Here is a 14054-nt window from a genome sequence, read left to right on the forward strand (position 1 = left end):
TCTTATACTTACATATTTTTCAATTCTTCTATGCGTTTCATAACGGTTGCATGTTTTTCTAGATAATCTTGTTCTTTAGCACGTTCTTCCGCTACAACTGCATCTGGTGCTTTGGAAACAAATCGTTCATTCGATAATTTCCCTTGGACTAATTTCACTTCTTTTGCCCATTTTTCTAATTCTTTTTCTAAACGAGCTTTTTCCGCATCAATATCAATAAGTCCTTGTAATGGCAAGAATAATTGCGCCCCAGTTACAACTGCTGACATGGATTGACCTGGTGCTTCTATTCCTTGACCAATTACTAACGGCTCTGGATTACAGAAGCGTTCTAAATATTTTGCATTTGCTTCTAACACTGCTAATGTATCTGCATCTTTTGCTGAAATGTACAAGGGCACTTTTTTACTCATTGGTGTTTGCACTTCTGCACGAATATTACGTACCGAACGAATTATTTCGGCTAACAACTTCATACTAGCTGCATCTTCTTTATTGGAAAGCCCCTCATTTACAGTTGGCCATGCAGCTACTGTAATAGACTCCCCTTCATGAGGTAGGTTTTGCCAAATCTCTTCCGTAATGAAAGGCATAAATGGGTGCAATAAACGCATAGTATTGTCTAATACATACGCCAACACTGAACGAGTCATCATTTTCGCTTCTTCATCTTCTCCATTTAGAGGAAGTTTCGCCATTTCGATATACCAATCACAGAAATCATCCCAAATGAAGTTATAAAGCGCACGGCCTACTTCACCAAATTCATACTTTTCAGAAAGTCGTGTAACTTGCTCAATTGTTTCATTTAGACGAGTTAAAATCCATGCATCTGCAACTGATTTTTTACCGTCTAGGTTAATCTCTTCGAATGTCAAACCATCCATATTCATTAATGCAAAACGAGATGCGTTCCAAATTTTATTGGCAAAGTTCCAAACCGCTTCTACCTTCTCTGTAGAGAAACGCAAATCTTGCCCCGGAGATGAGCCAGTGCTTAGGAAATAGCGAAGAGAGTCTGCACCATACTTTTCAATCACTTCCATTGGATCAATACCATTCCCAAGTGATTTCGACATTTTTCTACCGTCTTCCGCACGAACTAAACCGTGAATCAAAACATCTTCAAATGGACGTGTGCCTGTAAATTCGATTCCTTGGAAAATCATACGAGAAACCCAGAAGAATATAATATCATAACCGGTAACAAGTGTATTCGTTGGGTAATACTTTTTAAACTCTTCATTTTCACTATCCGGCCAGCCAAGTGTTGAAAATGGCCATAATGCAGAAGAAAACCATGTATCTAATACATCATTATCCTGCTTCCAGTTTTCAGCATCTGCTGGTGCTTCGTGCCCAACATATACTTCTCCAGTTTCATTGTGATACCAGGCTGGAATTCGGTGACCCCACCATAATTGACGAGAAATACACCAGTCATGTACATTTTCCATCCATTGTAAATAGGTTTTTTCAAAGCGGTCCGGTACAAAGTTTACTTTTCCTTCTGCTTGTTGTAATTTAATTGCTTCATCAGAAAGTGGCTGCATTTTAACAAACCATTGTGTAGAAAGATATGGTTCTACAACTGCTCCACTACGTTCTGAATGTCCAACAGAGTGAAGATGTTCTTCGATTTTGAATAAAACACCAGCGCCTTGTAAATCTTGAACGATTTGTTTACGGCAAGCAAATCGGTCCATTCCATCATAGTTTGCAGCGTTTTTATTCATCGTACCGTCTTCATTCATGACTAGAATGCTCTCTAAATTATGACGATTACCAATTTCAAAGTCATTCGGGTCATGTGCTGGTGTAATTTTTACTGCTCCGCTACCAAATTCCATATCTACATAATCATCTGCAATGATTGGAATTTCACGATTTGTGATAGGTAGAATAAGCGTTTTTCCGATAAGATGTTTATAGCGCTCGTCTTCTGGATGAACCGCAACCGCCGTATCACCTAACATTGTTTCCGGTCGAGTTGTTGCGATTTCAATTGAACCAGTACCATCTGCTAGTGGGTAACGCATATGATAGAATGCACCCTGTATATCTTTGTGAATGACTTCAATATCAGAAAGTGCAGTTTTTGTTGCAGGATCCCAGTTAATAATATATTCACCACGATAGATTAACCCTTTGTTATATAGCTTTACAAATACTTCTTTTACAGCATTTGAAAGCCCTTCGTCTAATGTAAAGCGTTCACGTGAATAGTCTAATCCTAGTCCTAATTTTGACCACTGTGCACGAATATGACCAGCATACTCTTCTTTCCATTTCCAAGTTTCTTCGACAAATTTTTCACGTCCTAAATCATAACGTGTAATATTTTCAGAACGTAGCTTTTCTTCTACTTTCGCTTGCGTTGCAATACCGGCATGGTCCATCCCAGGTAACCAAAGTGCATCATATCCTTGCATACGTTTCATACGTATTAGAATATCTTGTAATGTAGTATCCCAAGCGTGACCTAAGTGTAATTTCCCTGTTACGTTTGGAGGTGGAATTACGATGGTATAAGGTTCTTTCTCACTTTCTGGATGCGCTTCAAAGAATTTTCCTTTTAGCCACCACTCATAACGCCCTTTTTCAATCGACTGCGGATCGTACTTCGTTGGCATTGTTGTCTCGTTTGTCATTGGCTGTTCCTCCTAAAAAAGAATATAAAAAAACTCCTGTCGTCACTAAAGGACGAAGGAGTTTGTTCGCGGTACCACCTTTATTCGCAGATGCAAAAAGAATGCATCACGCTCTCAATTAGATAACGGCTTCAAACCGGCTTTTGTTACTATTCGTTCACAAAAGCTGCTCGTGGGCTACCTTCAAATGGTGATTAACAGAAACATTTCAGCAAGTTGTTTCCTTTCTTTCGATAACCAATACATTTTACTCTTCCCATTCATTGCATCTTTATTTAGTTGTTCATATTGTACCTAATTTAAGGTTAAGTCGTCAAGTCAAGTGTTAAGTCAAATTCGAGAAAGGAGAGAGTGCGATGAGAAGAGGATATAACCCTCTTTTACTACCCGTATGGTTACGGATAACTCGTTTTTACTGCAAAGGAATCATTATTCCTATTTGTGGATTCCAAACAATACGTGTATTAATCATACCGACAAGTTGGGATTTTCTTATACTTGCCTTTTTGTTATTGCTCTGCTTTTTGTTTTACAGGGATATAATTTGATGGAAATGTTAGCTTTGACATCCCATCATCTAAATTTAAAATAAATTGAAGCTCTGATTCTACTAAAACTGAGCTTTCTATTTGTTCTACTTCTTTTGAACCTTTTGTATTAACGCTTGGTTCTGGTTTTTGAACTGATTCCGGTTTATTTTCTTTTGGCCCTTCGTATTCACAACGAACTAACCAAGCAATTTCAATGGATGCATGTTCTGTTGTATTGGAATTGACATGTTTAACGTTCAAGGTTGGAGAACTGCCAGGTTGCACTTTATCTTTTGCTATTTCCACACTCATTGGAACAGCATATTCAAAATAACCTACTTCGCCCTGCACATCTAAATCTTCAATTTGTGTAAACTCACTCGTTGCATGATGTGCATGTTCTCCCTCTTCGAATTCGACGTGACAGGTAATATGATAGATGCCTACTATTTGAATCGACTCTTCTGTTACCTTGTGTTCAAATTGCGGAGTAACTTCCACCTTTTTCACTTCTTTTGGCACTCCAAAACTTTTTGGAAAAAGAAACTGTTCTTTTTCGTCCCATACTTTTACTTCCATTAGTCATCCTCCTTCATATAGGACAACTTATGATTGAACTTCTTAAAATATGAAAAAGCCTCGCAAATAAATACGAGGCTTCTTGTTCTTTATTTTCTTGATAGTTTTTCGAATACCGTGCGGAAAGCTTGTATCGTTTTTTCAATATGCGCTTCGGTATGAGCACTTGATAAGAACAATCCTTCAAATTGAGAAGGTGGTAAGTAAATACCTTCTTCAGCCATTAAACGGAAATACTTGGCGAACAGTTCCAAATCGGATGTTTTGGCAGTTTCGAAATTAATAACATCAACATTCGTAAGGAAGAATCCAATCATAGAACCAGCACGATTCACAGTATGTGGAATATTGTATTTTGTAGCTGCTTCACGGAAGCCTTTTTCGAGTAAATCACCAAGTTTAATGAAATGTTTATACGAATCTTCCTGTAAACGAGTTAATGTTTCGTATCCAGCCGTCATTGCAAGTGGATTACCAGAGAGCGTTCCAGCTTGATAGACAGGACCACTTGGTGCAATCATTTCCATGATTTCACGTTTACCACCAAAAGCTCCTACCGGTAGACCTCCGCCGATTACTTTACCTAAACATGTTAAGTCTGGTGAAATGCCAAAGTAACCTTGTGCACAATTGTATCCTACACGGAATCCTGTCATAACTTCATCAAAAATTAAAACTGTTCCATATTGTTCGGTTAACTCACGTAGACCTTCTAAGAATCCTTCTACTGGAGGGACAACCCCCATATTCCCTGCAACTGGTTCAACAATGACAGCTGCTAAGTCATCTCCGAAGTTCTCGAAAACGTGACGCACACTTTCTAAATCATTATAAGGCACCGCAATCGTATTTTTTGCGACGGATTCTGGAACACCAGGACTGTCTGGCAAACCTAGTGTAGCAACACCAGAACCAGCTTTAATCAGCAAGCTATCCCCATGTCCATGATAACTACCTTCAAATTTCAATATTTTATTTTTCCCAGTATAACCACGCGCTAAACGAAGGGCACTCATGGTCGCTTCTGTACCAGAAGAAACCATACGCACCATTTCAATAGAAGGAACACGTTCCATCACGAGTTTGGCAAGTTTGTTCTCAATCAACGTAGAGGCACCAAAACTTGTACCCGTTTCTGCGACTTTTTGAATAGCCTTTACTACATTTGGTTCAGTATGCCCTAAAATAAGTGGCCCCCATGATAGAACATAATCGATGTACTCATTGCCATCGATATCCGTAAGAATAGCCCCTTTTCCACTTTCCATGAAAATCGGATCCATATCCACAGATTTAAATGCACGAACCGGGCTGTTTACCCCGCCTGGCATCAATTCTTTTGCTTCTGTAAATGCTTGCTTTGATAATTCGTATGATTTAGTCATTATTTCTCCTCCAACCAACGTGCAACATCTTTTGCATGATACGTCAAAATGATATCTGCACCCGCACGTTTCATCCCTGTTAAAGATTCTAGAACGATTTCTTTTTCATTAATCCATCCGTTTGCTGCAGCAGCTTTAACCATTGCATATTCACCACTTACATTATAAGCTACGATTGGTGTATCAAAGTTATTTTTCACATCACGAATGATATCTAAGTATGCTAGAGCTGGTTTCACGATTAAGAAATCTGCCCCTTCCTCCACATCGGATGAAGCTTCACGAATTGCTTCCATACGGTTAGCGTAATCCATTTGATATGTTTTACGATCCCCAAATTTAGGAGCTCCGTCCGCGGCGTCACGAAATGGCCCATAATAAGCAGAAGCATATTTTACCGCATACGACATAATCGGCACATCAGCGAAACCTGCTTCATCTAAACCCTGACGAATTGCAGCCACAAATCCATCCATCATATTAGATGGTGCAATAATGTCTGCTCCTGCTTGCGCTTGACTCACGGCCGTTTTCGCTAATATATCAAGGGATGGATCATTTAAAATTTGTTCGCTGGCATCTACTACTCCACAATGTCCGTGATCTGTGTATTCACATAAACAAGTATCCGCGATGACAACTAAGCCAGGATGACGTTTTTTTATGAACCTCGTTGCTTCTTGAACGATTCCATGATCATGGAAAGCTTGCGTTCCAACTGCATCCTTTTCTAGTGGAAGACCAAATAGAATAACAGATGGAATACCTAAGCCAACTACTTCATCTACTTCTTCCCCTAAACGATCCAAAGAAAATTGAAAAACACCTGGCATGGAAGCCACTTCATTTTTAATATTTTTTCCTTCTGCAACAAAGATTGGGTAGATTAGATCCTCTTTATGTAAATAAGTTTCTTTTACCATTGCTCGTATTCCAGCTGTTTTTCTTAATCGACGATGACGTTGAAATAATAATTCTGTCATAATTCTCTTCCTTTCCACTCCGCTAACGCATGGATTATTTCTGTTAATATATAAGTTTTAGGCATTACATGCACTGCAACACCTAATGATTCTAAGTATTCTTTTGTAATATGACCAATTGCACAAATCGTTAATGTTTCGTACCCTGTTCGATGCCCTATATGTTGATGAAAAACATTTACTGTAGATGGACTTGTAAAGATAACGGAGCAGTTTTCTTTGCTTTCTATTAAATCACTCACTTGAGCTATATTTTCTTCCACTTCTACTGTTTCATAAATGATCCATTCATCTACATGATTGACTAAACCTTTTGTAATCGTATCTTTCGCTAAACTTCCTTTGAAAAACATACATTTTTCATTCGAAGAAGAAATGGCAGGAAACTCTTGCACAAATACATCTGCACTAAAAATAGAAGGCGTAAAAGTTACTTTTAGTCCTATTTTATTGACAGCATATGCCGTTTTCGAACCAACAACTGCAATTTTCCCTTGGAACACGAAAGGGTCTAAACCATACTTTATCATTTTCGAATGAAAAGCATCTACACTGCTTTGGCTTGTGAAGATTAACCAGTCATAAGCTTTGCATTCAAACAATTGTTGCTCATCCGTTTGAGAAACAATTTCTTGTGTTTCAATGAGCGGTGCAACGATAGGATTTCCTCCAAAATGAAGGGTAAGATCCACGGCTTCCGAAGATCTTAAAATCCCTGTAAATAGGACGTTCTCACCTAATAAAGGCTTGTTAGACATTCAAATCTGCCTTCACTTTTTGAATTAGGTCATATGCTCCTTGCTCTGTTACTAAACGCGCCACTTCTTTACCAGCCGTTTCTGGATCTTTACTCGTCACTACTTCTTTAAACACAACAGATGCATCAGGTGCTGCAACCAAACCAGTCATGGTAATTTCATCGCCATTAATCACTGCATGTCCTGCAATCGGCACCTGGCATCCGCCGTCCATCGCAGCTAAAAATGCACGCTCCGCATGAATAGCATTCCACGTATCTTCATCAGATAGTTTTCTAAGCTCCGCAAGTAATTCTGCATCTTCTTCACGACATTCAATTGCAAGCGCACCTTGTCCTACTGCTGGAACACAATCTTCAATGGATAGATACTCCGTCACTACTTCATCACTCCAACCAAGGCGTTTTAGACCTGCTGCTGCTAGAATAATGGCATCATACTCGCCATCTTGAAGTTTTTGGAGTCTCGTATCTACATTTCCTCTTATCCATTTAATCTCGATATCTGGACGTAATAATAAGAGTTGCGCGCTTCTTCTTAAGCTACTTGTCCCAATAACTGCTCCTTTTGGAAGCTCTGCAAATTTCACATGTGCTTTCGAAATAAAAGCATCACGTTCATCCACACGTTTAGGTGTACACCCCATTACTAGGCCTGGTGGTAATACGGAAGGCATATCTTTCATACTATGTACTGCAAAATCAATTTCTTTGTCATAAAGTGCTTGTTCAATTTCTTTTACAAAAAGACCTTTTCCGCCAACTTTCGATAAGGTTACATCTAAAATTTGATCGCCTTTTGTTACGATTTCTTTTACTTCGAATTCAAAAGGTGCTCCAATATCTTTCAATTGCTGAATAAACCAATTTGTTTGTGTTAAAGCTAATTTACTTCTTCTAGAACCGACAATAATTTTACGCATTATTTCTCTACCTTTCTTATTACCAAAGATGAAATTGGGATAATGGACTAATCAATAAAAAATTAATCAATACAAATAAAAATGCATATATGTGAATCCATGCATAGTTTGTTCCTTTAAATCTGGCTTGTTTTCTTAAAAGAAGAACAACGATATAAATGATCAATAATACTAAGGAACTAACAATCTTAAAATCAAAAATAGAAAAAAAACTTAATGATACATATGCCCATTGTAACCCAAGAACCAAACTTACAAACAATAGTGGAATGCCTACTAATATTGCTAAGGTCATTCCAGTTTCCGCTTGTGTCAAGGACGGTAATCTAGAAAATTGTTTAGACCACTTTTTCTTTTTGAGCACACGATACAAAATTAAATATAATGATGAAAAAACAAACGAAAGAGAAAATGCTGCATACGCTAACATCGCAAATATTATATGAATAACTAATAATTCGGATCGTAGGCCATCTCCAACTGCTGTTTGTTCTAGTTGATTTGGCGCGAATGTATGTATGGTCATAAAAATAAATCCAATAATATTTAAAAAGAACGCCGGCAAATCAAGTCGAAAAACTAATTGCAATATTATGGATAGTGTAATAATAAGCCATGCATAAAAATAAATTCCTTCAAATAGCGATAAAATTGGGAATCTCTTTGTTTCTATAATATACATAACTAAAAATATTGTTTGCAACAGCGACACGATGGAAAGCAGCCATACTGCTATACGATGTGCACTACGATCTTTATTTAGATAATCAACAAAATAAAAAACAAGGCTAACGGATTGTAGAATGACCATTATCTCGTGTAGCCTTGTCATCGCAAGATCAGTCATAATAAGCTCCTTTATTATATTAAAAGCTATAGCGCCTATCTCTTCCCACTGCGGGGAGTGGCATTGTGCAGTCATTAAGTAGTTTGATAATACATTTTAATATGTAAAAAGACGTTTTCTATATCTATTATGACACATACAGATACAAAAACGCCTCCTTTTTACTTCACTAATAGGATAATTCTTCTTTTAATTTTTGGGATGCCAATAAAGTTTGTTTTAAATTTATCTTTTCTCTCTCTGCTTGCATCATAATCTCTTTTTCCACATCTTCTTCAATCCCAAAAATTTGTTGAAACAATTGAAGTTGTTGTACAGACTCTTTTGCCGTCGATAATTCTTTTACTTGTAGAATTGGCTCTTTTAACAGCTGATTAATAATGGATTTTGTATGTTTGTTTAATATTTTACGTTCTCGATCTGTTAAATTCGGCATTTTATTGTCAAGAGAAACCATTGTCTCTTCCTGAATACGAGTTGCTTTTTGTCTTAGCGCAGAAATTATTGGTACAACTCCTAATGTTGTAACCCAATCATTAAATTGCTTTAACTCTGTTTGAATCATTGTCTTAATTTCAGCAGCTGCACGTTCTCGTTCAGCTAAATTCGCTTCTACAATTCCTTGTAAATCATCAATATCGTATAGGAATACATTCGCTAAATCCCCGATACGAGGATCTAAATCTCTAGGTACTGCTATATCTATCATAAACAAAGGTTTACCTTTACGAAGACGTTCTACAAACTGCATCAATTCATGGTCAATAACGTACTCGGTTGCACCTGTTGAACTTATTAAAATATCCGCCTCTAACAACGCACATTGGAGCTCGTCCATCGGTTTTGCAGTACCATCAAATTTAGATGCTAATACCTCCGCCTTCTCGAATGTCCGGTTAATAACTGTTACTTTGCCAGCTCCACTACCATGAAGATTTTGAATAGCAAGCTCTCCCATTTTTCCAGCACCAATAATTACAATATGTTTATTGTTCAATGAACCAAAAATTTTCTTTCCAAGTTCTACCGCTGCATAAGAAACAGATACTGCATTTTCGCCAATGGAAGTCTCTGAGTGAGCACGTTTAGCAAATGTTACTGCTTGTTTAAATAACTGATTAAAAATAGTTCCAGTCGTCCCGTTTTCTTGTCCATCTAAAAAGCTTCTCTTCACTTGTCCTAATATTTGTGTTTCGCCAAGAACCATCGAATCAATACCAGCTGTAACTTGGAATAAGTGATTATTTGCTTGATCATCCTCATGAATAAATAAATAACGAGATATGTCTTCTAAAGGGATATCAAACCAATTAGCTAAAAATTGCTTCACATAATATTTCCCTGTATGCAATTGGTCTACGGTCGCATAAATTTCCGTGCGATTACAAGTAGAGACAATGACATTTTCTAATATGCTTTTTTGATCCTGTAATGCTTGCATGGCATTCGGAAGCTCTGTTTCAACAAAAGAAAGCTTTTCTCGAATTTCCACGGGAGCAGTACGGTAATTGACACCTACCACGATTGTATGCATGGGATCATGTCACCCTTTCACGTTCATTTCATTAATCCAATTATACCATAGCGTTTTCACATGATTTGAAACAATTGTGAACAAGCTATGAAATTAACGTCCCTAGATTAGAATGATTACAAAATAATTTTATCAAACTTATTGTATCATTTCAAGGAATCTGTCCACATTTCCAAAAGCCAAATTATTCTAAATAGTGCGTAAGAATCGAGACTTGTTCACCACTCAAAAATATTAAATACAAATTAACAGTAACTCAAGTGTCCTTTAAGTGCACCTTGTATTTACTATTTCCAGAGTGATTTGGACGAAACACTGGCTATACTACTATCGAAGACTTTTATGGAGGATGTTTGTCGCGTTCATAACCTATTATGTATCATTCATCCATTTATCGGATTTTTTATAAGATGAGGATACCTATTGCTGGAACGCGTCGGGCCGCATGAACCGAAGGATGAGACCCACTCAGGTGTAGTACGAGTTAGCTCATGCAAGGTGTGGCAAGCGCGGAGGCATACTGCGCACTATTTCAATAATATAATTTGTTAGTTAACTTAGTTAATTCACATATGTTATCGGGAATAATTAGCTAATCAACAGAAGTGTATTAAAGACCCATTATTAGAAAGCACTTCTAGCAGTTGTGAATACTTGATTCCTTGTATACAAATTTCATATTACTTTTTTATTTCAAAAAAACTGATCATTTATAGGCTATTATTCCCTAAATGATCAGTTATAATCTTTTTTTATTAATGCTTAAAACATTTCAACAATCTAAAATTACATTCTACGCTCAATTTCTGCCCAAGCTGCGTCAAATCCAAGTCCTGTTTCAGATGAAAAAACAATTAAAGGATCATTCTTATCCATTTGCAGTTCATCTTTCACCATTTTCTTGTGTTTATCCCATTTACCTTTTGGAATTTTATCTGCTTTGGTAGAAACAACAATGCACGGAATATTATAATGCTTCAAAAAGTCATACATCATGCAATCATCTGCACTAGGTGGATGTCTTAAATCGACAATTAATAAAACTGCCTTTAAAATAGCCCGAGATGTGAAATACGTTTCAATCATTTTCCCCCATGCAGCACGTTCAGTTTTAGAAACTTTTGCATACCCATAACCTGGTACATCTACAAAGATTAAATCTTCTTCTAACTTATAAAAGTTTAATGTTTGTGTTTTCCCAGGCTTTGATGAAATGCGTGCCATGCTTTTTCGACCAATCATTTTATTAATGAAAGATGACTTCCCAACATTGGATCTTCCTGCTAGGGCAAATTCCGGTAAATCTCCTTCTGGATATTGTGCTGGTCTTACAGCACTTATTAATAGTTCTACATTATTCACTTTCATGCTCTCACTCCTCTAATGCTATTTGAAGTACCTCTTCAGCATTGGAAACAAGCTTAAAAGTTAAGACCTCTCTAACACTTTCTGGTATATCTTCAATATCGCGCTCATTGTCTTTCGGACAAATAATCGTCGTAAGACCCGCGCGATGTGCACTTAATGTTTTTTCTTTCAAACCACCGATTGGTAATACTCGTCCTCTTAGTGTAACTTCTCCAGTCATGCCCACTTCTCTTCGAATTGGACGTTTAGTTAAAGCGGAAACTAATGCTGTGACAATCGTAATTCCAGCAGAAGGTCCATCTTTTGGAACCGCTCCTTCTGGGACATGTATATGAATATCAAATTTTTCATGGAAATTAGGGTCAATTCCGATCTTTTCAGCTTTCGAGCGAACAAATGACAAAGCAGTTTGAGCTGACTCTTTCATTACGTCTCCAAGCTTACCAGTTAACTGTAGCTTGCCATTACCAGGAGATAAAGAAACTTCAATTTGAAGCGTGTCCCCTCCTACTGTAGTATACGCAAGCCCAGTAGCCACCCCGATTTGATTTTCCACTTCTGCTTGTCCATAACGGAACTTTTTCTTTCCAATTGTTTCTTCTATGTTTTTGGATGTGATCGTTAGACGCTTTTTAGTACCAGAAACAATCTGAAGTGCAGCTTTTCTACAAATATTTGCAAGAACTCGTTCTAAACTTCTTACTCCTGCCTCACGTGTGTAATAGCGTATTACATCTACAATCGCTTCATCCTTCACTTGAAGTTGCGTTTTAGTTAAACCATGTTCCTTCACTTGCTTTGGTAATAAATGATTTTTTGCAATGGATAGCTTTTCTATCTCCGTATAACCTGCGATAGATATTATTTCCATTCGATCACGTAGTGGACCTGGAATTGTACTTAAATCATTTGCTGTTGCGATAAATAAAACATTTGATAGATCATATGTTTCTTCGATATAATGATCGCTAAATGTATTATTTTGCTCTGGATCCAACACCTCTAACATAGCTGCAGAAGGATCTCCTCTAAAATCATTTGACATTTTATCAATTTCATCTAGTAAAAATAACGGATTTATCGTTCCTGCTTTTTTCATTCCTTGGATAATACGACCCGGCATTGCCCCTACATATGTTCTGCGATGTCCCCGAATTTCTGATTCATCGCGAACTCCTCCTAGCGAAATACGAACAAAATTACGCCCCAATGATTCTGCAATTGATTTTGCTAAAGAGGTTTTCCCTACTCCAGGGGGACCTGCTAGACACAGAATTGGTCCACGAAGTGATTTTGTCAATTGACGAACAGCTAAATATTCTAAAACTCGTTCTTTTACTGACTCCAAACCTTCATGATCACGATTTAATATTTGTTCCGATTTTTTAATATCAAGCGTGTCTTCTGTTGATTTGGACCATGGGATCGAAACAATCCACTCAATATAGTTTCGAATGACGCCACTTTCTGGCGCTTGAGTTGGAAGTTTTTCATAACGATCTAATTCTTTTAACACATTGTTTTTAGTCGTTTCAGGTAAACCTGCACCCTCAATTCTTTTTTTCAAGTCTGCAACTTCACCGGTCTTACCCTCTTTATCACCAAGCTCTGTTTGAATCGCTTTCATTTGTTCTCGAAGATAAAATTCTTTTTGTGTTCTTTCCATTGCATTTTTCACACGCATACTAATTTTTTTTTCTAAATTAAGAATCTCTTGTTCATTGTACAAACGGCCTATTAATGTTTCTAAACGTTCTTTTATATCCATAATTTCTAAAATTTCTTGTTTACCTGACACTTTTAATGGCAAATGCGAAGCAACCATGTCCGCAAGTCTACCCGGTTCTTCTATATCTATAACCGATTTGTAAGTCTCTTCTGATACGCTCTTCGATGCCTTTGAATACTTTTCAAAATTATGTATTAAAGTCCGCATTAGCGCTTCGTCTTCTTGGTCTGCTTTTACCGGTTCAATATAGGCAGACACCGAAACTTCATCGTACATTTCTCTTTCTTCGTATTCATCCCAAATGGCTCTTTGCAAACCTTCCACTAAAACTCGAAATGTTCCATTTGGTAACTTCACCATTTGTTTGACGTATGCTAAAATTCCAACATCGTATAAATCTTCCACAGTTGGTTGCACTAAATTCATATCTCTTTGCGCAACAAGAAACACTTTTTCTTCACGTAACATCGCTTCATCTAAAGCTGCTACAGAACGTTCTCTGCCGACATCAATATGAAGAACCATTGTCGGATATACCAGCAAGCCTCGTAGTGGTAATACAGGATAATACGTCTTATTTTTTTCCGTCATTTTTGGAAAGTCACCTCCGTCTAATTCTGTCCGATTTATTCACTAATTAAACAGTAAACCAATCCTATCTAGTGCCATTTATTCTAGACGGACTTCTCCGGCTTTTCTATGAATATGAATAAGGAGAAAAAGCTGACATCCTTGATTGCACTTAGCAAGCGCATATTGGAAGCCAGC

10 protein-coding genes and 1 other annotated feature are annotated in these 14054 nt (G+C 37.3%); all 10 genes read right to left on the reverse strand.

Annotated elements, in window-relative coordinates:
- Window positions 1-8: 8 nt before the first annotated feature.
- Window positions 9-2651: a valine--tRNA ligase gene (locus tag PB01_RS12380; protein ID WP_151700488.1), complete on the reverse strand. Its 2643-nt coding sequence runs from the start codon at window positions 2649-2651 to the stop codon at window positions 9-11.
- Window positions 2652-2696: 45 nt separating this feature from the next.
- Window positions 2697-2924 (reverse strand) — a binding site (T-box leader).
- Between the two features lie 236 nt (window positions 2925-3160).
- On the reverse strand, window positions 3161-3760 hold the full coding sequence (locus PB01_RS12390) for a hypothetical protein (RefSeq protein WP_151700490.1): 600 nt from the start codon (window positions 3758-3760) through the stop codon (window positions 3161-3163).
- Window positions 3761-3849: 89 nt separating this feature from the next.
- On the reverse strand, window positions 3850-5145 hold the full coding sequence (hemL, locus tag PB01_RS12395; RefSeq protein WP_151700491.1) for a glutamate-1-semialdehyde 2,1-aminomutase: 1296 nt from the start codon (window positions 5143-5145) through the stop codon (window positions 3850-3852).
- Window positions 5145-6128, reverse strand: coding sequence for a porphobilinogen synthase (gene hemB / locus PB01_RS12400; protein WP_151700492.1), 984 nt, complete (start codon window positions 6126-6128; stop codon window positions 5145-5147). The genes hemL and hemB overlap by 1 nt, the downstream gene beginning before the upstream one ends.
- Window positions 6125-6886, reverse strand: a complete 762-nt coding sequence (locus tag PB01_RS12405; protein WP_151700493.1) for a uroporphyrinogen-III synthase — start codon at window positions 6884-6886, stop codon at window positions 6125-6127. Before PB01_RS12405 ends, hemB begins: the two co-directional genes overlap by 4 nt.
- The gene (gene hemC, locus PB01_RS12410) at window positions 6879-7808 is read right to left on the reverse strand and encodes a hydroxymethylbilane synthase (protein ID WP_151700494.1); all 930 of its coding nucleotides are present in this window, start codon (window positions 7806-7808) and stop codon (window positions 6879-6881) included. The genes PB01_RS12405 and hemC overlap by 8 nt, the downstream gene beginning before the upstream one ends.
- Before the next feature lie 19 nt (window positions 7809-7827).
- Window positions 7828-8655: a cytochrome C assembly family protein gene (locus tag PB01_RS12415; protein ID WP_151700495.1), complete on the reverse strand. Its 828-nt coding sequence runs from the start codon at window positions 8653-8655 to the stop codon at window positions 7828-7830.
- A 169-nt stretch (window positions 8656-8824) separates the two neighbouring features.
- Window positions 8825-10189: a glutamyl-tRNA reductase gene (hemA, locus tag PB01_RS12420; RefSeq protein ID WP_151700496.1), complete on the reverse strand. Its 1365-nt coding sequence runs from the start codon at window positions 10187-10189 to the stop codon at window positions 8825-8827.
- 786 nt (window positions 10190-10975) lie between these two features.
- On the reverse strand, window positions 10976-11557 hold the full coding sequence (yihA, locus tag PB01_RS12425; protein ID WP_151700497.1) for a ribosome biogenesis GTP-binding protein YihA/YsxC: 582 nt from the start codon (window positions 11555-11557) through the stop codon (window positions 10976-10978).
- Between the two features lie 4 nt (window positions 11558-11561).
- Window positions 11562-13877: an endopeptidase La gene (lon, locus tag PB01_RS12430; protein ID WP_151700498.1), complete on the reverse strand. Its 2316-nt coding sequence runs from the start codon at window positions 13875-13877 to the stop codon at window positions 11562-11564.
- Window positions 13878-14054: the final 177 nt, after the last annotated feature.

It is taken from the genome of Psychrobacillus glaciei, assembly GCF_008973485.1.
GTDB lineage: Bacteria > Bacillota > Bacilli > Bacillales_A > Planococcaceae > Psychrobacillus > Psychrobacillus glaciei.